The sequence below is a fragment of the Rhizobium sullae genome (assembly GCF_025200715.1).
GTDB lineage: Bacteria > Pseudomonadota > Alphaproteobacteria > Rhizobiales > Rhizobiaceae > Rhizobium > Rhizobium sullae.
On the sequence record NZ_CP104145.1, the window covers coordinates 99,442 to 121,101 of the forward strand.

The following is a 21,660-nucleotide window of genomic DNA, read 5'->3' on the forward strand; positions in this document are numbered from 1 at the left end:
CCTGCCTCAATTTAGGGGAGAAGGCGTCTACAAATCTAGGGGCTATTCATACATCGATTGTCTCACCGTCCTTACATGGAGACGACTGCAAGGCTCTGAGGCGATGTTTCGAGCGACTTGAGCTTTGCTCTCGCCGCCTCAATCATGTTCTGATATACATCAGCAAGTGACTGATACTGAACAGGATCCAGCCTGTTATTTTCGAGCTGGCTCAGCAAATCCTCGCTCTTCTGAACGAAGGCCGTAATCTGGTCTTCATAGAGCTTCGTAATCATAATTGACGCCTGCTGTGAAGCTTCCTGCTCGGAGAAATGCACTTCAAAAGTGTACATGTACTCGCTTATCGAATCGCTATTGAAAAATTCGGTCGATTTGAACGAGTCTGCCGAAATCGCTGCGAATAGCCGGAAACCGTTGCCGAGCGGCTCGGTTTTTAGTTCGGTATTGTAAGAGTCCGTTCAAGAAAGCGGATATCGAGCGAGCCTTCTTGTCATTAGCTTGATCATAGCGGTCTGAATGAAGGCGAGGCTTGTGCCAGAGAAGCGCTCGAAATCCTTTGCCATTCGGCGGTTTATGCCGAGCCACGCCAACGTCCGCTCGACGATCCATCGCTTCGGGAGCACCTGAAAGCCGGCCTGATTGCGTTTGACGATTTCCATCGATCGCGGACTGGCCTCTTCGACTGTCGGGCCCTGATACCCGCCATCGCCGCAAATTTTCTCGATGAATGGAAAGCGGTTGACGAGCCTGTCGAAAACAAGTGCTGCTCCATCACGATCCTGAATACCTGCCGAATGAACCTCCGCTTTCAGAAGCATGCCCAGGGTATCAACCAGAATGTGCCGCTTGCGGCCCTTGATCTTCTTGCCTGCGTCGTATCCGATATCGAGACGGGCATCTGGGCCGGTCTTCACCGATTGGCTATCGATGATGGCAAATGACGGCTGTTCTTCGCGCCCCTCAAGCCGCCGCGTCCGGCAGTAGAGCGCGTCATGGATACGACGCCACGTCCCGTCCCGGCAGAACCGCTTGAAATAATGATAGACCGTGCTCTTCGGTGGAAAATCATGCGGCAGCAATGCCCATTGGCAGCCTGACTGCAGCAGATAGAAAATCGCGTCCATCACCGCCCGAAGCGACGTCTTGCGTCGGCGGCCCAGTCGAGGCTGCCTTGGCATAAAGGGTTCGATCAGGCCCCACTCACGGTCAGTCAGATCGCTTGCGTAGCGCATGCGGCTTCTGTCATGATGACGCCGGGTGAAGGGTGTCCAGGCCATTCGATCTCTCCGTATTTGTCGCAAAATACAAAGAATCTGATTGCCGCCCTTCACTCAACCCCACGACCGCCAGCCATTCTTGAACAGACACTTAGGCTTGCTCGCTAGCGGGAGGTGGTGAAGGGCATGTGTCGGAAAGACGGTCTAGCAGGCTGCTGAAAAACGCTCTGGCTTTTGGGTTGAACCGGTGATTCCCTGGGGTCGCAACAACGACGAGTTGCTCAACGAAAGCCTGTTTTTCGGCCTCGATCATGCCCGAAGCGCGCCATTGCTGAATGGACGGACGATTACAACCGTTTCCGGCCGCACTCATCGCTCGGATACCAAAACCCCGCGCACTTGCCGGGACCATCGCCGCAACGACTTCGGGCCGATTAAGCACACAACGGTTTCGATCTCTGAGGATGAGGAAAGCGGTGAGATCCGCGAAACCCATCGCCGGTCCAATCTCAAGCCGTTCTTGGACGACCCGGATTGCTGGCTGGTGGCTTCGATCGAGGACTACGACCTCGAAACGGATAAGGCAAAGCCCGGTCCGATCTTCACCGAGCGGGTCATCTCTCCTCCGGCACCACCCGTCATCACCAGTGCTGGCGATGCGCTGGCTGTCGTCCTCAGCAAACGCCGCCGCGTCGATCCCGAGCATACTGCCGAGTTGCTGCATCGCGACCCCGACGCTGTGATCGACGAACTCGGTGACGCCATCTTCCGCGATCTCGCTGATGGCTCCTGGCAGACATCTGACGCCTATTGCTCAGGCCCGGTCCGCACGAAGCTCATGGGTCGCCGAAGCGGCGGCGGCGCTCGATCCAGTATGCGAGCGCGGTGCATTGCACAATAAATGTCTTCCATCTGATCAAAATTCATCATAGCGCACACAGCTGATGCACATCGCGGTCTCCTCCCAGTGCCGCCGCAACAGCTGTTCCCCTCTGGAGGTTTTTAACCTTCACACTTCATGGGCCTTGGTTTTCCGACGGCCCATTTTTTTGTTCCCTCGCAACCAGGTTGCGAACTCTGTAGCAGAGCGCTTATCAGAAGAAGTTGGGAAAGGGGAAAGGGAAGGAAAACCGGTCGCAGATCGGTCCTCCCGCCGCCGCTATCGCTCAACCGCCGCCTCCGCATCCCGGCCACTCGTCCTTAGCAGGGCTGTAAGCCCCGCTTGTCCTTCGCTGCAGGGCTGCTCGACCGCAGTTGCGCCGGACGGGCCGCTTTGGGTCCGGGAGATGTCTTCAGGAAAAGATGAAGACAGGAAGGACCGGCAGAGTGCCAGGTCCGCATCCTCGGAAAGGAACACTCCCATGCAACTCATGAAGGTCGATCCGCGTGCGCGCTGAAGGACAATCCCGACAACACCCGCCAGTCAAAGTCGACGCCCCAGGCCGACGCGCTGCTGCTTGCGGCCATCCAGGCCGTCGGCATCATCCAGCCGCCCGTCATTTTCGCCGAAGCCGGTGGGCTATGTCATCGAAGCCGGTCACCGGCGCACCCGCATGGCGATCGCCGCCGGCATCGAGGAAATCGATGTTATCGTCGTCGAGGCTGCCAACGACAATGGCGCGATGCGTTCGATGATCGAAAACATCGCGCGCGAGCCGCTTAACCCGGTCGATCAATGGCGCGGCATCGAGCGCCTCGTCGCCCTCGGCTGGACAGAGGGGGCGATTGCGATCGCTTTGGCATTGCCGGTGCGGCAAATCCGCAAGCTTCGCCTGCTCGTCAATGTGCTGCCGGCGATGCTCGACCACATGGCCAAGGGCGACATGCCGAACGAACAGCAGCTTCGCACGATTTCCGCGGCGTCGCTCGACGAGCAGAAGGAAGTCTGGAAGGCCCACAAGCCGAAGAAGGGTGACACAGCATCCTGGTGGGCGATCGCCAACGGTCTCACCAAGACACGCATGTTCGCGCGTGATGCGAGTTTCGGCGACGATCTCCGCCGGGCCTACGGCATCGAGTGGGCGAAAGACCTCTTCGGACCGGCTGACGAGGATACCCGCTACACCACCAACGTCGAAGCATTCCTCGGTGCGCAGCCTTCCCAAGAAGGGCGCCATCGTCGAAGTCAGCAATTTCGGACAGCCGCAATTGCCGCCGAAGGCGGAGCGCGTCTACGGCAAGCCCGGCAAGGGCGATTGCACCGCCATGTATCTCGACAGTGACGGCAAGGTGCAGACTGCTCACTTCCGGATGCCGGAGGCCAGACAAGTCAAGGGCAGGGCCGATCCAACCGCGCTCGGCGGCGAGGACAGAAACGAGGGTATCGATGTTGCAGCCAAGACCCGGCCGGACGTGACTCAAAACGGCCTCAAAATGATCGGCGATCAGACGCTCTGCACGAGGCATTGGCACGAGCGCCGATCGAGGACATACCCTCATGGCGCTGCTCGTCCTCGCATTCGCCGGGCAGAACGTCTCGGCCGTTTCCGGCTCCGAAACCTCCAACCATCTCTACGGCTCCAGGCGTTTCGCCCGGCACGCCGTCCGGCTGATCGGTGAAAGCGGCAAGCTGGAGTTCGCCACGGATACGCTTCGTGTCGTGGCCAGGTTGACCCTGATCGACGCCCTGTCGGCGCGCACCAATCGTTCGGACAGCGGCGTCGTTGCCCGCATTGCCTGCGATGCCATCGGCGCCGACACCTATCTTCCGAACATGGGCGCGGAGGAGTTCCTCGCGTGCCTCTCCCGCCCGGCGCTGTAAGCGTCCTGCGGCGGCACGAGTGTCGCCACCCGCCCGCCGTCAGGGACGCCCGGGCTGCCCTTGTCGAGCACTTCAAGGAAGAACGCTTCGTGCATCCGGCAGCCCTCTTCGCACCTGATGACGCCAAGCTGGGCCGAGTGCCTGGTCCAGAATATGGAGCATGGCGGCGAGGACGACGAAGCCCCCCACCGACATGGGGGATCGTTCCTCCCGGCTGAAGACCAGTCTACACCGGACCGCGGAGCGGATCGTCGAGCTAGCTGCGCCCTCGCTGAGAGAATGAGCCGATGTAAGGCCTGCGCGATTGAGCCGGCATTGTTGAACCTTGACATGCCATAGAGATACCATTACAAATGCAGCGTGACGGTTTTATTCCGTTAAATGATGAATATCTCGTCAGGACGGATTATATGTATTTTCCGCCGAGACGTGGACATTGGCACTCTCCCAAGAGGAAACTACCGCGATGGCCGCACGTAAACACAGAAACCACTTCAGAAGACGCGATCACCAGCGTCTGTTGTCCAACCGTTGGAACGAGCGGCGCCTTTCGGTATCGGAGCAACTCGAGCTGCTATTTGGCAGGAAGGGCTCATTCCTCGAGCACTAAGCGGCCCATAAAATACTGTGGAGCATAATACATGGCCTCTAATTCAACTAGGTGCTCTCAAGCCTCGTCGATGAAAGTGCAGGACTCGCTGCGCGGCAATCCGCTTTCCAACTTCCAGCTCGATCAGAACCTTGGAGTGATGAGATGAATAAGGTAATCCGCGACCTCGTAGCCAAATTCGGCAAGCTACTTGTGTCAGTCGACCAGGTTGCCGACGACGCCGATCTTTATGCGGCAGGTTTGACGTCCTTTGCATCTGTGCAGTTGATGCTTGGCCTCGAAGAGGCCTTCGACATCGAATTTCCCGACAATCTCCTGAACCGCAAATCCTTCGCGAGCATCTCGGCGATCGCCAGGACCGTCGATCTCATCCGGGACGGCCGGAAGGTCGCCTGATGAATTTCCCCGTCACGATCATGCAGGACGGTCTTGTCACAAGGGTGGCCCGTGTCGCCGAAATTGCGGCGAAACACGCGGATACCGTTGATGCCGAGGCCCGCTTCCCTCGGGAAGCCGTCGATGCGATGAAGGCCGAAAGGCTGCTCGGCATCCAGGTACCCCGACATTTCGGCGGCGAATCCGCCTCGATCACCGAGATCGCCGAATTGTGCTCGATGCTCGGCCAGGCCTGCGCCGCAAGCGCCATGGTCTTCGCCATGCACCACATCAAGCTGTCTAGCCTCGTTGAACACGGCGCCGACAGCGAATGGCATCGCGGTTTCATGCGTCGCATCGGCCGCAGTGGCATCGCCCTTGCCCTCTTCCATCATCAGGGGGCTCGATGTGAAGCAATGGCCGGCCAGCGTCCGGAAAGCGCTGTGGGGCTGAGCAAATCGATGACATGCGCCGGAGGCGATGCTGGGTTTTACCCTGACGCAGGATTTCGAGGGCGACCAGTTCACCTTCTTCAAGGTGCCGCTCGAGGATCTCGAAGCGCTCTACGGCATTCGTGCGACCGAGCTTGCCATCTACGACCGCGTCGAACGCCATGTCGAGGTTCAGATCGCGCGGGCCTGTCTCTGCCTGATCGAAATGGATTCCTTCTACATGCCGGATACGCGCGGTACCGCCTACCGGCAGGAGCACGGCAAGACGACAGTTGCGATCAACCGACTGGACGTTGCGGCCAAGCGCGTCGATTATTTCCACAAGGCCGGTTATTTCCGGCTCGAAGGCGAGGATTTCGACGGGCTGTTCCAGCTGCAGCTGACGGAAAACGATCCGCCGTTCCTGCCCTACACCGAATTTGCACGATTCCCGGAAAGACCGGCTGATGAAACGCATCTGCGTTCGACCGCGCGGCGGCTTTCAGATAGAGTTCGCTCAGCAAACATTTGCAATGGTTTCAACTGCCTTACGATCTGGCCAAATTGCCCATCTCACCCCTCATGGAACCGGCGTTTCGGGCTGGCACCGAACTGGTGCATCTCGAAGACCTCGTCCTCCACGACGCCATCCGCATCCCAACCCACGAACTCACCATCGCACGCGACGTTCTGACAACCCGTCAGCGCGTCGCGTCGGAGGGATCACCTTCCACTGACGCGGGATGACCTCCAGGGTCTCGGTGATGTCTTCGCCCAGCTTCGACAGCTTGCCCGAACCGCAACAAGGGCAGCTCGCCGGGGCCGCGATAACGACACGCTCGCGCGGCAGATGTTCAGGGAATGGTTTGCGTGATGGACGCTTGCGCTCGAAAGCCCTGACCGTCGAGGCTTTGGCCGCAACCTCTGCCGCCAGTTCGTCTTCGCCGGCGTCAGCCTCCAGCTCCTCGAGCTGCAGTTCCATCTGTTCGAGGAGTCGCGCCTTGCGTTCTGACCGGCTGCCGTAAAGCTCGCGGCGAACCTTCTCGATCTCCAGCTTCAACCGCGCGATCAGCGCTTCGGAATGCGACACGAGCGCCTTTGCGCTGGCAGCTTGCGCCTTGGCGGTCGCTGCTTCTGCCTCGGCAGTGATACGCCGCGCACGCTCCTCGGCGAGCAGTGCAAACGCACTGGCAAGGTCGTCCGGAAGCTCATCAGTCGCGTCGCTCATGGCAGGATGGAATCATATTCGAGTCCACCATTCCAGTGCTTTTGCTCATCCTGCCGATGTCGGCCGCCAGGTCTTTTGCGGCATCCGCCAGTCTATGCCTTCGAGCAGATAACCGAGCTGCGCCGGCGTGATCGACTCGTAAATGACGAGGTGGCAACGATAGCCGAAGGTCGCATCGTTGTTTCTCGAAGCGCGCGCTTCGTGGTCCGCGCTGTCGCTGCCGCGTCTGATGCCCACGGTGGCGAGCTAGCCCGAACCAACGGGAAGGCGACCTAGATCTCAAAAATGGGGTCTGGTCATAGAAGTTCTTGTACAGACTCAACTATCTTGCGATCGGTGACGGCTTCGTCCGTAGATTGAGAGTCGCCTTCAAAAACGCTCCACCTCGTCGTGGGGCAAATGCACGTCAGGTAAACCAAGCAGGAGCCGCGCCGAGGATACCATGGAGGCACAACGACGGTTCGACCACCTCACAAAATACTTTGCCGGCGTCGTACTTCGCGCATGTCCTCTCGCCGGCCGACACCACCTGACATGCAGAGGTTGCGCAAGCGAACAAAGCATTTGGGCGCTCGGCTGCGGCGTGCGGTTCCTCCGAAAAGTGTTGATCCGCATCGTCATGCTTGTCGTTTCAGCTAGACTGGCGTCCAAGCCGCTTCACGAATGAAGCAATCCGCACACAGAGAAAATGCTGGCCTAGTTTGACTTGGATCAAGACGCCAGCATGGGCTTCATGACAGTCCTGGCGCAAGTACCAGAAAGCCGGCCGGAAAGCGGCCGTCTGTGCACTGAGGACGATATCATGAATTACACAACGGAAACGATGGTGATCGCGGTCGCGGCGTTTCTGGCGCTGCTAGGAGCCGCATTCGCACATGATCATCTCTTTGCAATCCATATGGGCATACTTTGCTTCTGCCTTGCCGTGGGGGCTGCTCTGCTGGTCAGGAACGTTGATTTTTCGCCGGCAGGCCAACGGCGGAAAGTCGACATATCAGGCTATTTCGACGAGGTGATATGGTATGGCCTGATCGCCACGGTATTCTGGGGCGTGGTCGGCTTCCTGGTTGGCGTGGTCATCGCGCTGCAACTGGCCTTTCCCGACCTCAACATCGCCCCTTATCTCAATTTCGGGAGGCTGCGGCCCGTTCACACATCGGCGGTCATCTTCGCCTTTGGCGGCAATGCGCTGATCATGACGTCTTTCTACGTGGTGCAACGCACCTGTTGCGCACGTCTTTTCGGCGGTAGCCTGGCCTGGTTCGTATTCTGGGGTTACCAGCTTTTCATCGTCATGGCTGCGACCGGATACGTTCTCGGAATCACCCAGGCCCGTGAATATGCCGAACCCGAGTGGTACGTCGACCTCTGGCTGACCATCGTCTGGGTCGCCTATCTCGCGGTGTATCTTGGAACGATCCTGAAGCGCAAAGAGCCGCACATCTACGTGGCAAACTGGTTCTATCTCAGTTTCATCGTCACTATCGCGATGCTGCACGTGGTCAACAACCTGGCGGTTCCCACCTCGTTCCTTGGTTCCAAGAGCTATTCTGTCTTCTCGGGCGTCCAGGACGCGCTGACCCAATGGTGGGGCGATGTCACGTTGTTTGATCAAGGTCGGAACAAGGCGCTTGTGTGAGACGTCAGGCGGTTGCGCCGGTCACGGCTTTCCACTGCGCCCTTGCGCGGATCCGATGGATGTGGATGGCGAGGGCTGAGTTTTTCTGGTGCGGGGGGACGAAGAGATTTCGGAGTGCCGAAAAGATCGATATGAACCGTTGCAAGCCGCCGACGGATCGAAATCCCTGCATCATCCGCTCCCGTTTTCGAAGCGGCATGTGAGAATTCGCGGCTCGATTGTTCAGGCCCTTGTGCGATCGATGTTCGACGGCGGGCATCACCTCCCGTCTTGCAGCACCATATGAGCGCAATTTGTCGGTGACGATCCGCTTCGGCGTCAGGCCTTGCTTCTTCAGCAGCCTGACCAGCAATCGCCTGGCGGCTTGGGTATCGCGGCGGGCTTGAACGATCTCGTCGAGAACGTAACCGTCTTGGTCAACGGCACGCCAGAGCCAATGTTTGCGGCCGCCGATGGAAATCACCACCTCGTCCAGATGCCAGATATCCTTTCGCGAAGGCCTCTTTCTGCACAACTGCCTGGCATAAGCCGTTCCGAATTTGCGACCCCATCTCCGGATCGTCTCATGGGAGACGACGATACCGCGCTCCAGCAGCATCTCCTCGACCATCCTCAGGCTCAAAGGGAACCGAAAATACAGCCAGACCGCACGGGCGATGATCTGCGGTGGAAAGCGGTGGTTCTTGTAGCTTACGGCCGGACTGTTCATCCCAACCTATTACCAGACAACCGTTAAGCCGCTGACAACGTGACATCACCGTTGATCGCCGTCTGCCTCGACCTCTTCGGAAAGTCGAATGTCGCCCTCCTTGCCGGCGACCAGGTCTTCGAGCAGATGACGCCTTCCGGACAATTCCATCTCGGTCAGGTCATGACCATCGAAGTAGAGCAGATCGAAAGCCATGAAGAGTGCTTCGCCGGATGTGCGCTTGCCGCCACGACCGCCAAGCGATTGCTGCAGCAATCCGAAATTCGGCCGCCGCCCCTGCTCGTCGAGAACGACTGCCTCGCCGTCAAGTATTGCAGTTGCCACGCCGAGCTGCTTTGCGGCTTCTGCTATCGCCGGAAAGCGATGCGTCCAATCATGCCCGCCTCTCGTGATGATCCGGACGCGCCTGGGTTCGATGTGCACCGCGAGACGATACCCGTCCCATTTGATTTCGAAGACCCAGTCCGGTCCCTTCGGCGGCTTCGCTTTTGTAAGTGCCAGACATGGCTCGATGCGCGCGGGCATGGGATCGAGGGGAAGGTTCGGCTGGGCCGGATCTCGCGGCTTGCGGGCCCTTGAACGAACCGGCATATCGGTGGCGAGCAGCGGTTTCGGTGGCGGAGATTTGACCATTCGATGATTACATCATTACATCAGGGAATGCGTAAAAGAAAACGGCATCTGAGATGATGGCAGCAACCCATGGCTACTCGCTGCCGTTGTCCTCCGGACAACTGCCTTGGATATCGGTCCAGCAAGGACTGAAGGCCCAGACTATTTGGGACATCGGCCACTCTAGTTTGCTTTCCAGTTCGCATTATCGGGGATTGACCGCTGAGGCACGACAACCTGTATGATGGACGGACTGTTCAGGTTTTCTTTGGCGGCATTTATGGCTTTCTCTAGTTCGCCATAGGTGTGCACCTTCCAGCCTTTGCAGCCAAAGACATCTGCCAACTTGCTGTAATCCCACCGGTGCAGGATGCATGAATTGTAGAACGGCTTGTTACCATGGAAAACCGATGCATCGGCAAGCCATTGCTCCACGCCATAGATACCGTTGTCTGTCACGAAGATGATCGGGTTGAGATTGAAGCGGGTTTGTGTCGAGAGGCATTGAGCGGTCATCTGAAACCCGCCATCCCCCGCAAAGACCATCAGCCTCTGTTTATCTTGCTTCGCCAGCGAAACCCCTGTCGCGGCCGGGCCGATATAACCGATCGCCGAATAGGATGATTGAACGATGAAACCGCGGCGAGCACTCACTTCAAGAAGCAGGCTCCCGAAATAATTCAAACTCGCGTCGGCACCAACGATAGTATTTCCGTCGATCTGGTGCTGAATGAAATCGTAGAAGCCCTGATATGTAATTTCGCTTGCCGGATTCACGACCGGCGCTTGCCGGGCTGTTTTCGTTGGAAGACTTTGGGCTTTGCACGTCAACCTTTTATCAATCAAGCCGTTGACGAGATCCGCCAGCGAAACCTGTGCGTTGAAGCTCGTGCCATATTTCACTGTATCCCAAGAGGCGAATGCGGTTTTATCGAGATCGATAGGCCAGCCCAAATCATTGATATCAGTCAACCAGACGCCCAGCGCCAATACGAAGTCGGAGTCTTTGACCAAAGACTGGACGTAGGGTGATGACGATTTGCCATCAAACACCCCGGCAAATTGTGCATCGTCTTCCGACAGGATGGCCTTGCTCAAAAGCTCGGTCACGTAGGGAATTTTGAGGTCTCGAATGAGCCGCTCCGCCTGGTGGTGAAGGCCAAACCGGTCGATCTCGACACCGATCCAGATCAGGGGTTTGGTTGCATTTTGCAATCTTTCGCTGATTTGCGCGATCGACTGATTGAGACTGTCTTCGTCGGATATGACCGGCGCCGCTTTTAATGCACTCGACGGACGCGTGCATTCTAGGTCCACAATATCCTCCAGCAGCTCGATATAGACCGGACGTCTTTCCGTGATGCACTGCGTCAGCGCATAATCTATGAGCATTGGCGCAAGATGAGGGCTATCGATGCGGACTGCAGCGGCCGTTATGTATTCGAACACCTGAAGATCCGTTCCCCGCCCACTGATGAAATGATGCGAACTGTAACCGGTTTGTTCGAATGTGAGCGTCTTCTTGATGCTTGGCGCACCGTTGATCAGAACAACCGGCACTTTCTCGACGTAAGATCCGGCGATCGCATTTGTTGCGCAAAGCGCGCCTGCGGAATAGGTAACGCACAGCGCACCAATTCCTTTCAGTCTCGCATAGCCGTCAGCCGCATAACCCGCATTCAGTTCATTCACCTCTTCTATGACCTGAATATCGCTTTTCTCGACATAACTGTTCACCCATTCGATCGAATAATCGCCCGCTACGGAAAACAGGTGCCGCAGACCCAGCTCACGAAGTCTGTCGACCAGATATTGCCCAACCGTGTATGTCTCGCCCATGTTCCAACGGCTCCCCTGTTGACGGCAGTTGAAGTATATTAAAACGCGCTCGCGTTATCGAATAAGCGAGGTATGTATATATCGAATATTGCGGGGCATTTTCGTTCAGGAAATCTTTCCAGCATGAAGCGCTTGAAAGTATCATTGGTGAGTCCGTCGCCGGCGGCCTCCATGGCAACGGACAAATACTCTATATTTTTGGCAACCTCGTTTTTGTCAGCCGGCAAGCCGTGACCGGGAAGGAACAGGTCATAGTCGGACAGCAGCATACCCTGCAAAATCCCAATCCAATGCTCCATGTATTTCGTGAGATAAAGGTGCGTTCCGCTGTAGATCAGGTCTTGCGCAATAAAAACACCCACGCCCGGAAGACCTATGGTGAGAAGAAAATCGATCTCCGTATCAACGACTTCATCAAATACGTATTTGACTCCGTCGATGATTTCCTCGCCGGCGCGGACATGTTTTTCGGGAATTATCAGGCTCTTCGGAGCGAGGTTGCCCATTTTCCAATGGTCATTCAGGGAATCCTCCCCATGCTGCCTCAGGAACTCTATCGTTTCCGGCAATGCATAAATTGGAATGTCGCTGAATGCGGCTCCCAGGCCGAACCAATGGTCGGGGTGCCTGTGCGACAGGTAAATCCGGTCGATCTCCTTGCCGATACTGTTGGCATACTCCCTGAATTGCAGCGCATAGGGAACGAGGAATTGCCCATCGACAAGAACAAGCTTGTTCCTGCTTTCGATTATGTGCGTTGCATTGGCGATATTGTCATCCGTGAAAGCTGAAATGAAAGTATGAATACGGATATCGCCTGCTCGCCTGACGATTTTAATGGGATCCGGCAATTGCGCCACCATAGGTATCTCCCTGATTGAAAGGTCGTTTGCTGAGGTTTGACGTTCATCCGGGCACGGCGGAGATGAGGGCTCCCCAACATTCCTGGCCAGCATTCCCGGGTTGTTTCCAGCTTGTGCGCCCGAGCGCCATCACGGATGAGATCGATGACTGCGGGACGCGATCCTTTCCTCCAATGTCTTCAGGGCGGCGCGCGCAACGTCGTAGGCGCTGTCGACGCCCGCCTCCGGCGCGTCCTCGCCGGGCCGCCAGAAGCGTCTGCGCGTCATTCTCATCGAACTCTCGAAGGGTGGAATCGCGTTAAAGACTTCGACGAGATAGGGGCCGGAATAGACCGGCTCGATTTCGTCCAGCATAATCTCCCAGGGAATCCAGCTATCTTTGACAGCGCCCCGGTCCGGCGCTGAGATATGAACGTAATTCAGCCGGCTCTGCTGTACGGCACGGGCGACATTTTTCCTGAAGATTGCCGGCCCCTGGCTTTCCATCACGACCTGGGCAGTATCGATCGTGACGCCACAGACCGGAATGTCGGCGCTTTCGAGAAAATCCAGCGCTTCCGAGACCATGGTCGGCCCAGGCGTTTCCCAATTCTTGACGGGTTCGATGGCGAGCTTCACCCTCTTCCCGGCAGAATATTGCGCCAACTCCCGGAAGATGGAGGCCGCCGCCGCGTATCGTGGCTTCATCCAATCCTGAAGCGCGTCGCTCCAGATCCCTTCACCGTCATCCGTCAGCGGAAAGATACCATAGGGGTACAGGAACGGCCCTGACATGATCGTATTCTCCCCGCCAAGCACCGAGGTGATGTCGACGCGGGATTTGAGATAGGACAAAGCCTGCTTGCGCTGTTCGTCGTAGGGCGAGGTCGGATCGAAGGTTCGCGTGGTCCCCACATTGGTTGTGAACTTCACATCCCGGAAGCCGGCCTCATCGAACGCCTTCTTGAGGCTGATATAGCTTTCGACCTCAGCGTGATGACCGACATGGGCCGGCCCTGGGGCGATATGCACATCGAAGCCGGTGTAGCCGAACTCGGTAAGGGCTTTCAGATGTCTGACGAGAATCTGGGTGTAGTCTGCGTCATTCGGCCTCAAATCCGCTGTAAACATAAAGAAGCTGAAATATATATCTCGCCTGTGTGCCTCTTCCATCTTCATCGCTCCAGCTGTCGCTAACCAGTAATGCGTGGTTCAGGATGATGTCTCGCCCGACATTGTCATGAGGCGAGATCCCTCCCCGCCTCCTGCACATTGCCATCGGGCTGAAACAACAGTCCGCGCCGGGCTACCATCCAAGCAGCTTGCGCAGATATTCGCGGCCCATTTTCGCGTATTGCAGCGGATTGGCCTTGGCCGGGTCCTGCTCTGCTTCAACGCAGATCCAGCCGGCGAAATCCGCCTCTGCCAATGCATCGAGGATTTCCGGGAAGGTCTGGATGGAGCCATCACCCGGGACCGTAAAGATCCCCGCCTCGATGCCCTGCTGGAAGGACAATCCTCCGGTGTGAATCTCCCTAACCACCCCGGCGCGAATGTCTTTCAGGTGAACATGCTTGATGCGGTGGGCGTATTTTCTGGCCAGCGCCAGCGGATCGACACCGGCAGCCGCCTGGTGCGCGGTGTCGAGAAGCATGTTGACCAGGCGAGGATCCGTCTCGTCCATGAGCCGGTGGATCGCCTCCGTCTTCATCACCCCGGTCCCCAGATGCGGGTGATAGCAGAGCCGGCGGTTACGGGCCATGGCTTTCTCTCCTGCCTCATGCAAGCCTTCGATCAGCTGTTTCCACTGGTCCTCGGAGAAATCGGGGCAATTGGGAAACAGGGCAACGGGAAGCGGATTGACCGCTCCGCCAAACTCGGCGACGACCAGATCGGCCCTGCGCGGATCGTCGCTGCCACCTTCCATGGCTTCGAGGAAGTCGAGCTGAGCATCGACATTATCAAGCGTATGACGCTTCATCGCATTGATGGTGAAGTAAGTGCTTACCCAAGGCTCGGAAATCCGCAATCCTCTGAGTTCGAGGACAGGTCGCAGTATTTTCGGGTCCGTCGGATATTTGTGGCCGACGCCACATCCGACATAGCCGGCGAGCGCCATTTCACTCAGAGCCTGCTCGTAGGGGATACCGATATCGATGTTGATGAAATCGTCATTCCACCAGAGCGTGGGGATGACACCCAGCCAAACCTTGGCGGGCGTCAGTCGATGCAGATGTGTCACCATGGCAATGATCCAGTTCTTTGAGGGCAAACGGAAGTGGCATCAGGTTTTGGAATCGAGATCCGGAAGAGCCGGAATTTTCGGCGGAAAGGCCCAGGAGCCGAAACCAGGCGCCTTGGCGCCTGCGGGGTGGGCTCCGATCGCCTTCCAGAGCAAACCCTCGATATAGGCATCGGGAGAAACGACGAAGGTGGCATCCGCGGCCCTGCGGCCAAAGCGCTCCGTCCAGGCGGAGGGCAGCTCGAACCAAGTGCCGGAATACCAGAGCTTGATCAGCGCGCGGGTGACGTCTCCCAGCAATTCATGGCCCAGAATGGTCGTGCGCACCGCCTGGATACGGGCCACGTCTTCCGGCGGCGGCAGGGCGATGAAGGCGGCCAGCAGCGCATCGGTGATCTCGCCGCCGACCACCTTGTCGAGCGTGGCGAGATAGCGTTCCGCCAGGCCCGTTCCCAGAAGATCGAAGCGGGAGAAGGCCGTCAATTCGATAGAAAGGCCGAGAAATGCCTCGAAACGGCTGCTACTCATGCGCTCACCTCCGCCTGCCGGGTGATGGCTGCCTGTTTGGTGCTGCCGGGGATCTCATAGGTGGGGCTGCCGTTCTTACCGGGATGGTTCGGCAGGGGATTGCGGACGAGTTCGAAGATCATGTTGCGGAATTCGAACATGATCGGAACGGCTTCCAGCAGCAGGCTCGGCTGGCCGTTATAGGCACGCGTCAAAAGCTGCAGAAATTCGCCATAGCGCTTGTTGAAGGCGGTCGCCGCCTCACGCAGTTCCGAGCCTTCCTTTATGTCTATGTCCACCACTTTCAGGTTCGCTTTGATGGGATAGGCGCCTTCCCAATCGACCTGCAACTGCGGACCTGTGGGGTGGCCGGGCTGGTCGCCCTTCTGGTAGTAGCGGCCTTTGACCAGCTCGTCGAAACGATAGTAATGGGCCAGTTCGTGCTCGTTATCGTCGTAGATACCGCCACCGTCGCCTTCGCCCTGTTCGATGATGAGCTCGATGGCTTCCAGGGCGCTTTTCAGATCGGTCACGGCAAACAGCTCGCCGCCGCCGGAATAATAATATTCCGAGGTGATCTGGCGCGACCTGTCGCCGGTAAAAATGGTTGTGCCCACCCGATGCGCTTCGGCTTCCAGGTATTTGATGCCTTCTGCGATGGTCGAGTAGAACTCGCCGATGCTGTAAAAATGGAGGTCCTCGTGCCTTGGATCGTTGCCAAGCGCGGTGGTATGCGGGGAGGTCTTTCGGTGTATCAGGCCCTTGCCAACGAGATGTATGGGACGCTGAGCCGGCCGCTCGATTTTCAGGAAAGTCGCCAGCGCCTCACGACCGAAAGCCTGGATGCCGACCTTGAAATCGGTCTCACCGTCCGGCAGGGAGGCGGGATAGTCGACTGCGAAGTCCGGCCTCGTAAGATCCGGCGTGCCGCCGATGGCATTGAGAATATTGGCCGCGATGGTCAGATGCAGCATTTCTTCCACGACGATCACGCGCAGAACCTGGGTTGCGTCCTGGTTGACGCCGGGTTTGATCGAGTAAAGTGCCGTCAGATACGGCGGAATCGTCGCATGTTCGAGGCGCATCGCCTGATAGAGAAATTCTTTCAGCTCATCGAGCGTCCTAATGCTGTAAGAATACATGCTCAAGCTCCATGGAAGATAAGTTGGGTGCACAGGCCGGCTTCGTGTCGCCTGCGTCGAGCCCATCGGTTCGTTCCGCGCCCAACGGATGTCGGTCTTTGTTCAATGCAGATACTTCAGAATGTCACGGCTGCTTCGGAAGCACATGGCGGCCAGCGTCAAGGTGACATTGGCCGTGCCGATCGTCGGCATGCTGCCGCCGCCCACGAGGTAGAGGTTTTCATGGTCCCAGCTGCGCTGGTTCTTATCCACGACGGAATTGGTCTTCGTCGTTCCCATGATATGGGTGCCGGCCAGATGATTGCCGCCGCGGATCGCGTAGCCTTGCTTCTCAAAGTCCACATAGCCAAAATCGCTGGCGTCGTAATAAGTATGATCCTGCGCGCCCAGACGCGCAAAGACGGTGCGCGCAAAATGGCGGCCATAGGCTGCACCCTTCATGGTATATTCTGGAACCGTGAAGGACAGGATGGGCCGCATATTGCCCAGGGGATCGGTATATTGCGGACCTACCGTGATGCGGTTGCTTTCGACGGGCATGACCTCGATCATGAAAGCCAGCAGCAACTGCCGCGAAACCCTGTCGATGACGCCGCGTCGAAGATCCGCCCCGTGAAGGTTGCGATCATCCACCAGTTCGAGAAGGTCGGAGGTCGGCGCCCCCGTGGCCCAGCCCCAGCCGTCGTTATGGATATCGATGGCGAAGGCGGCCTGCCTTTCCCGGAAAGGGCCGTCCCGCAGGTCCACGATACCGCCGGTCGAGCTGGTTCCGCGCATCGTGCCGCAGATTTGCGGCATCAGCGCCCAGTTCAACAGATAGGCATGGTCCATCAGATTGCGTCCGACAAGGCCGCTGGTGCTGGGCAGGCCGGAGGCCAGCATGAGACGAGCCGTTTCGATAGCGCCTGCCCCAAGCACAAAAACCTTGCCCTTCGCGGTGATGGTCTCATGGTCCGATGAGGCCGGGTCCTTGTAAACCTTCACCTCGAGAGAGCGGACTTTACCGCTATCCGGATCGATGTTGACCTTCGATGCGACCGCCTGAGACAGGAGTTCGACAAGCCGCTCGCCCTCTTTCCCGTTTAGCGCGAACGCCTTGGCAAGCGTTTTGCCGGCGTGGTAGCGCGCTTGCACGGGACAGAGCGGTACGCAGTTGGTATTGCCCTGGCAGCGACCGCCCTCTTCGACCTGATGCGTATCGACTGCGCCGATTGGACGGTAACCCTTCCCACCATCATAGGCCGGGTTCGGTATGCTGTTGCGCCCCTGCGGATAGGGCCTGACTTTCAGGGGATAGGTCTTGCCGTGTAGTTCGACACTGGTGCCTTCGATTCCCTTGTTGACCTGCTTGTCCAGATAGGACAGCGGCAGGCCGCGCATGGGAAAGACATAGTCGCCCGGGAAGGTCTGCTCCAGATACTGCTGGTCTTCGACGTTCGCCGAGACGCCGATTTCCCGCTCGGCCAGGCGGTAATCATCCTCGACTTCCTCAAAACTCAGTGGCCAGTCCAGCCCTTGGCCGAAAATGGTGCGCGTCTTGAAATCCGAGCGAAGCAGACGGGGCGTTTTCGCCTCCCAGTGCATGGTCGTTCCGCCGAAAATACGGGTATATGTCGTATCACTGACATAAGGGCCGGATTGAACGATATAGGTCGAGCTATCGGTTTCCCCCGCCTGCAGCTTGTGAAGCGGGCTGCGGGGCATGGCCGCGTTCGCATTCAGCGGAAAGGGCGACTGGTTATCCTTGGAGGCTGCCGAATAGAAGGTCGTCAGCAGATCGTCATAGCCTGCCAGAGTGCGATTGGCACCGGTTCCGGCTTCAAGTATCAGGACACGCTTGCCCGCTTCCGCAGCCTGCTTGGCAATGATTGCTCCGGAAATGCCGGCGCCGACGATCACGATATCGTAGTCGCCAGACGCTGCGACGGTCTTGGCATCGGCTTTTATCGCCGATTCGAGGGGAAAAAGCACTTCGGTCCTCCATTATTTCCGGAAAGCGGCATCAGGCTTTGCCGATCACGCCGCTCTGGGCTCAATCGAGATTTCAGGCCGGACGTGCCTGAAATCGTCATGATCTTGGGACGCGCGACTTTCGGGGTTTGGCCTTGGCGGCCAGGGCGCCGCCGGAGCGGGCTCTGACTGCAGAGAGAAAAGAGGCGTAGCTCCAGGTCAGGTTCCGGACACTTTTCTCATAGCCAGTGGTTCCATCGAACTGTTCGCTCAGTTCATAGTGATCGCTGTGATAGACGATGGCGCGCAGCATGAGGTCAGACGAAGCCCGCAAGGCAACCGACGCGTCGGCGGCGCTGCTGGATGCGCCAAGACCCAGTTCCGCGAAGAAGGGTTCAGAAAACTGATCGAGAGGGATGGCGCCGCTGGCCTCGATGGCATTGGCAAGCCGATATTGAAACTCGGCGAAGTTAGCGGTGCACAGAGCCCAGGGATGCCCGCCGACCACCGGAGCCGCCACATCGCCATCGTAATGGTCGCCTGGATAGCGCCCGAAGAGTGGACCGAGTCCTTTGGCTGCGTCGGCGCCATTGATCGGGTAATAGTTCGAAGACGAAGGATCGGCCCACTGGCGCCGCAGGATGGCCGCCGTTGCCAGAAGCTTGGTATCGGTCGGCTCGATCCCGCCATAGCAGACCGAAGAGACGATATCGATGTTGGCGTCGTAACCGGCTTGCGCTGCGGCATCCAGAACGCTCACATAGAGCTGCCCATTCCAGTGGATAGCCAGCTGGATTTCCAGCCAAGAGATGGCATCGGCCACCCCGGCAGGCACCGCAATGCCAATCGTGTTTCTGGCAATTTCCCGGAAAAAGCGCAACTGTACGGCTCTTGCGAAAAAGGAATAGCCCTCATATTCCTCCCAGAGATTTGTGGTCTTGTCCTGGTAAACTTCGAGAAGATAAGAGAGGTTCGTCTCGACCAATTGTTTGGCGATTGTCTGCGTGGAACCGTCCAGCTGATCGAACAAGGTCAGGATCGCAATCGACTGAATGGCCGGCCCGTCATTCTGCTCCGACCACGGACGAACCTCACCGGTGATGGTGAAGCAGGCATGGCCAAGTGAGACGGTCGCCGAATTCTTCGCATTCGCCTGACAGAGCGCGGCGAAGTTCACGTAGTCGATCAGGCTTGGCACACCTCCGCCCGGAATGGGCGACAAGCCGGCAAGCGCGATCTCGATGGCCGTAATAGCTCCATCGCGGACCCAGTTGAAAACATAGTCCTGGTCGACACCCGGCGTGTTCACTGGATAGGAGGGTGCGGCGATGACGCAGCCCGGGACCGAAAAGACGCTGGACGATGCCGGATCCTCGATGACATAGCCATCGCTTGTGATGTTGCGCATCATCAGAAGAGAAAAATAGCGCGACAATGCAACCAGATCGGTCTGCGCGAAGGCGGGCGCCGGTTTGACTGCAGGCGCATAAGCGCCGATAGTCGGGCCTGCATAGGCCGGGTCCGCAACTGGCTGACTCCATAATGCAACTGTCATTGACTCACTCCAAAATCGGTTGAGACTTGCCGGGACCAGATAGAAGAAAAATCGCGGACGAACGGGCGGCGATGCGCTCCTAATAATTTCCGTACAGCGTATTTATGGTTTCACGTCAGATGGTTAGCCGAGGTACTTTACAGCCAGCCCCCTCTGCACGACGACTTCCTCAAGAAACCCTCGACCAAAAGCGGGTTCATAGATCATTTGGCGATGATGTGTTACATTCTTAGCTTGATCTTTGTTGTTATGCAATGATGAATTGTAGATATATGTCAAAATTAAAAATTATCATCAACCGCCAGTTAAGCTGTCAGATCCGAGAATAGCACCGCTCGGTGCCGATCGCTCGCTTACGCCCGCCTCGCGCGCACCGTCAGCTTCTCCTCCCGATAGAGCCGGAAGAGGGTGATGTCACGTTGTCAGCGGCTTAACGGTTGTCGGGTAACGGGTTGGGATGAACAGTCCGACCGTAAGCTACAAGAACCACCGCTTTCCACCGCAGATCATCGCCCGTGCGGTCTGGCTGTATTTTCGGTTCCCTTTGAGCCTGAGGATGGTCGAGGAGATGCTGCTGGAGCGCGGTATCGTCGTCTCCCATGAGACGATCCGGAGATGGGGTCGCAAATTCGGAACGGCTTATGCCAGGCAGTTGTGCAGAAAGAGGCCTTCGCGAAAGGATATCTGGCATCTGGACGAGGTGGTGATTTCCATCGGCGGCCGCAAACATTGGCTCTGGCGTGCCGTTGACCAAGACGGTTACGTTCTCGACGAGATCGTTCAAGCCCGCCGCGATACCCAAGCCGCCAGGCGATTGCTGGTCAGGCTGCTGAAGAAGCAAGGCCTGACGCCGAAGCGGATCGTCACCGACAAATTGCGCTCATATGGTGCTGCAAGACGGGAGGTGATGCCCGCCGTCGAACATCGATCGCACAAGGGCCTGAACAATCGAGCCGAGAATTCTCACGTGCCGCTTCGAAAACGGGAGCGGATGATGCAGGGATTTCGATCCGTCGGCGGCTTGCAACGGTTCATATCGATCTTTTCGGCACTCCGAAATCTCTTCGTCCCCCCGCACCAGAAAAACTCAGCCCTCGCCATCCACATCCATCGGATCCGCGCAATGGCGCAGTGGAAAGCCGTGACCGGCGCAACCGCCTGACGTCTCACACAAGCGCCTTGTTCCGACCTTGATCAAATAACGTGACATCGCCCCGAAAGACTGTCCGGGATTTACCGGAATCGCTGTCCGCGAATTAGCGGAAATGCTGTCCCGGATTTAGTGAAATCGCTGTCCGGGATTTAATGGAACCCCTGTCCGCGAATTACCGAAACCCGCATCCTGGGAAAGCGGAAGCCGGATCTCGTGGCGGCCCTTGGCGCGGACACATAAAGTGCCCTCTCGCCAGTCGATGTCTTCAAGGCACATGCTCGAAACGTCGCCGGCGCGCAGGCCGAGACGTGCGAGCAGCAGCAGAACCGCGTGATCGCGGATGCCCATCGGTGTCGTGACGTCGCACGACGCAACCACCCGATCAACGTCGGCGGTGGAGATGTAGAGCGGCAAGGCCGATAACCGCCATTGCGGGACCGTCGGTATGGCCTGATCAAGCCCCGGTTGGCACAAACCCTGGGTAGCCAGATACTTGAGGTAGCCTCGCAACGCCATCGTCATCGTCTTGAGGTTGGCGCGCGAACTGCGCTGGGCCTCGTCAAGAATCACTTGCCGAACAAGACGGGCATCGTACAGTTTTGGATCAGGACCGAGGTCGGCAAGCAGCCATGACCATACGACCGTGGCGACGGACGGTGCGCTCGGATATCCCCGATGCCGTCTCAGCCAAGTCTGGAAAGCACCAATTTGCACCTCGTGAAGGTCTACACCTGGCAGCTCACGTGTAGACGGCGTCACCGCCCCGTATTCCACCAGGAAACCAACGAACCGGCGTGCGCGATTGACATATTTGGCCGACAAGGACCGCGAGCGTATTGAAGCTGACA

12 protein-coding genes and 13 pseudogenes are annotated in these 21,660 nt (G+C 57.8%); 10 read left to right on the top strand and 15 right to left on the bottom strand.

Annotated elements, in window-relative coordinates:
* Window positions 1-71: 71 nt before the first annotated feature.
* Both N2599_RS34535 and N2599_RS34540 read right to left on the bottom strand, forming a co-directional pair.
* Window positions 72-332, bottom strand: coding sequence for a hypothetical protein (locus N2599_RS34535; RefSeq protein ID WP_027513878.1), 261 nt, complete (start codon window positions 330-332; stop codon window positions 72-74).
* 126 nt (window positions 333-458) lie between these two features.
* Window positions 459-1,277 carry an IS5 family transposase gene (locus tag N2599_RS34540; RefSeq protein ID WP_087003020.1) on the bottom strand — a complete coding sequence of 273 codons (819 nt, stop codon included), beginning with the start codon at window positions 1,275-1,277 and terminating at the stop codon, window positions 459-461.
* Between the two features lie 199 nt (window positions 1,278-1,476).
* On the opposite strand from N2599_RS34540, the pseudogene N2599_RS34545 reads away from it, so the two are divergent.
* From N2599_RS34545 to N2599_RS38165, 8 genes and pseudogenes are all read left to right on the top strand, one after another.
* A pseudogene (locus tag N2599_RS34545) lies at window positions 1,477-1,639 on the top strand (integrase core domain-containing protein); the annotation flags it as partial.
* Window positions 1,639-2,101, top strand: a pseudogene (locus N2599_RS34550) (winged helix domain-containing protein); the annotation flags it as partial. The pseudogenes N2599_RS34545 and N2599_RS34550, both read left to right, overlap by 1 nt.
* A 477-nt stretch (window positions 2,102-2,578) precedes the next feature.
* Window positions 2,579-4,317 (top strand): annotated as a pseudogene (locus tag N2599_RS34555) (ParB N-terminal domain-containing protein).
* Between the two features lie 415 nt (window positions 4,318-4,732).
* Complete coding sequence (locus N2599_RS34560; protein ID WP_051336863.1) at window positions 4,733-4,984, top strand: acyl carrier protein; 252 nt, start codon at window positions 4,733-4,735, stop codon at window positions 4,982-4,984.
* Window positions 4,984-5,346: pseudogene (locus tag N2599_RS34565) on the top strand (acyl-CoA dehydrogenase family protein); the annotation flags it as partial. The gene N2599_RS34560 and the pseudogene N2599_RS34565, both read left to right, overlap by 1 nt.
* A pseudogene (locus N2599_RS38160) lies at window positions 5,323-5,416 on the top strand (amino acid--[acyl-carrier-protein] ligase); the annotation flags it as partial. The pseudogenes N2599_RS34565 and N2599_RS38160, both read left to right, overlap by 24 nt.
* Window positions 5,380-5,899, top strand: a pseudogene (locus N2599_RS34570) (DUF1839 family protein); the annotation flags it as partial. The pseudogenes N2599_RS38160 and N2599_RS34570, both read left to right, overlap by 37 nt.
* A gap of 38 nt (window positions 5,900-5,937) precedes the next feature.
* Window positions 5,938-6,114 (top strand): annotated as a pseudogene (locus N2599_RS38165) (RHE_PE00001 family protein); the annotation flags it as partial.
* Here N2599_RS38165 and N2599_RS34575 read toward each other — a convergent pair.
* Window positions 6,104-6,622, bottom strand: a pseudogene (locus N2599_RS34575) (IS66 family transposase); the annotation flags it as partial. The pseudogenes N2599_RS38165 and N2599_RS34575 sit on opposite strands and share 11 nt — an antisense overlap.
* 45 nt (window positions 6,623-6,667) lie before the next feature.
* Window positions 6,668-6,757: pseudogene (locus N2599_RS34580) on the bottom strand (IS66 family insertion sequence element accessory protein TnpB); the annotation flags it as partial.
* A 667-nt stretch (window positions 6,758-7,424) separates the two neighbouring features.
* On the opposite strand from N2599_RS34580, the pseudogene N2599_RS34585 reads away from it, so the two are divergent.
* Window positions 7,425-8,213 (top strand): annotated as a pseudogene (locus N2599_RS34585) (cbb3-type cytochrome c oxidase subunit I); the annotation flags it as partial.
* Between the two features lie 52 nt (window positions 8,214-8,265).
* On the opposite strand, the pseudogene N2599_RS34590 reads toward N2599_RS34585, so the two are convergent.
* The 10 genes and pseudogenes from N2599_RS34590 to N2599_RS34635 form a co-directional block, all read right to left on the bottom strand.
* Window positions 8,266-9,016 (bottom strand): annotated as a pseudogene (locus tag N2599_RS34590) (IS6 family transposase).
* Window positions 9,017-9,021: 5 nt separating this feature from the next.
* Window positions 9,022-9,603: pseudogene (locus N2599_RS34595) on the bottom strand (ATP-dependent DNA ligase); the annotation flags it as partial.
* A 162-nt stretch (window positions 9,604-9,765) separates the two neighbouring features.
* Window positions 9,766-11,421, bottom strand: coding sequence for an alpha-keto acid decarboxylase family protein (locus tag N2599_RS34600; RefSeq protein WP_027513786.1), 1,656 nt, complete (start codon window positions 11,419-11,421; stop codon window positions 9,766-9,768).
* Between the two features lie 38 nt (window positions 11,422-11,459).
* Window positions 11,460-12,284, bottom strand: coding sequence for an MBL fold metallo-hydrolase (locus N2599_RS34605; RefSeq protein WP_027513787.1), 825 nt, complete (start codon window positions 12,282-12,284; stop codon window positions 11,460-11,462).
* 129 nt (window positions 12,285-12,413) lie between these two features.
* Window positions 12,414-13,442, bottom strand: a complete 1,029-nt coding sequence (locus N2599_RS34610) for a sugar phosphate isomerase/epimerase family protein (RefSeq protein ID WP_179213993.1) — start codon at window positions 13,440-13,442, stop codon at window positions 12,414-12,416.
* 127 nt (window positions 13,443-13,569) lie between these two features.
* On the bottom strand, window positions 13,570-14,508 hold the full coding sequence (gene iolE / locus N2599_RS34615; protein WP_027513789.1) for a myo-inosose-2 dehydratase: 939 nt from the start codon (window positions 14,506-14,508) through the stop codon (window positions 13,570-13,572).
* Window positions 14,509-14,547: 39 nt separating this feature from the next.
* Window positions 14,548-15,033 carry a hypothetical protein gene (locus N2599_RS34620; protein ID WP_027513790.1) on the bottom strand — a complete coding sequence of 162 codons (486 nt, stop codon included), beginning with the start codon at window positions 15,031-15,033 and terminating at the stop codon, window positions 14,548-14,550.
* On the bottom strand, window positions 15,030-16,154 hold the full coding sequence (locus N2599_RS34625; protein ID WP_027513791.1) for a ferritin-like domain-containing protein: 1,125 nt from the start codon (window positions 16,152-16,154) through the stop codon (window positions 15,030-15,032). The genes N2599_RS34620 and N2599_RS34625 overlap by 4 nt, the downstream gene beginning before the upstream one ends.
* A gap of 102 nt (window positions 16,155-16,256) precedes the next feature.
* Window positions 16,257-18,125, bottom strand: coding sequence for a GMC oxidoreductase (locus tag N2599_RS34630; RefSeq protein ID WP_027513792.1), 1,869 nt, complete (start codon window positions 18,123-18,125; stop codon window positions 16,257-16,259).
* Window positions 18,126-18,222: 97 nt separating this feature from the next.
* On the bottom strand, window positions 18,223-19,659 hold the full coding sequence (locus N2599_RS34635) for a glycoside hydrolase family 15 protein (RefSeq protein WP_027513793.1): 1,437 nt from the start codon (window positions 19,657-19,659) through the stop codon (window positions 18,223-18,225).
* Window positions 19,660-20,070: 411 nt separating this feature from the next.
* Between N2599_RS34635 and N2599_RS34640 the strand changes: the two are divergent.
* Window positions 20,071-20,821: pseudogene (locus N2599_RS34640) on the top strand (IS6 family transposase).
* Window positions 20,822-20,938: 117 nt separating this feature from the next.
* Here the strand turns inward: N2599_RS34640 and N2599_RS34645 are convergent.
* A complete protein-coding gene (locus tag N2599_RS34645; protein ID WP_143534257.1) occupies window positions 20,939-21,571 on the bottom strand; it encodes a tyrosine-type recombinase/integrase in 633 nt (210 codons plus the stop codon).
* Between the last annotated feature and the right edge of the window lie 89 nt (window positions 21,572-21,660).

Coding starts and splice junctions, on each gene's coding strand:
- N2599_RS34600 (WP_027513786.1), bottom strand. CDS start 11,421: ATGGGCGAGACATACACGGTTGGGCAATATCTGGTCGACAGACTTCGT.
- N2599_RS34635 (WP_027513793.1), bottom strand. CDS start 19,659: ATGACAGTTGCATTATGGAGTCAGCCAGTTGCGGACCCGGCCTATGCA.
- N2599_RS34620 (WP_027513790.1), bottom strand. CDS start 15,033: ATGAGTAGCAGCCGTTTCGAGGCATTTCTCGGCCTTTCTATCGAATTG.
- iolE (WP_027513789.1), bottom strand. CDS start 14,508: ATGGTGACACATCTGCATCGACTGACGCCCGCCAAGGTTTGGCTGGGT.
- N2599_RS34610 (WP_179213993.1), bottom strand. CDS start 13,442: ATGAAGATGGAAGAGGCACACAGGCGAGATATATATTTCAGCTTCTTT.
- N2599_RS34560 (WP_051336863.1), top strand. CDS start 4,733: ATGAATAAGGTAATCCGCGACCTCGTAGCCAAATTCGGCAAGCTACTT.
- N2599_RS34535 (WP_027513878.1), bottom strand. CDS start 332: ATGTACACTTTTGAAGTGCATTTCTCCGAGCAGGAAGCTTCACAGCAG.
- N2599_RS34625 (WP_027513791.1), bottom strand. CDS start 16,154: ATGTATTCTTACAGCATTAGGACGCTCGATGAGCTGAAAGAATTTCTC.
- N2599_RS34605 (WP_027513787.1), bottom strand. CDS start 12,284: ATGGTGGCGCAATTGCCGGATCCCATTAAAATCGTCAGGCGAGCAGGC.
- N2599_RS34540 (WP_087003020.1), bottom strand. CDS start 1,277: ATGGCCTGGACACCCTTCACCCGGCGTCATCATGACAGAAGCCGCATG.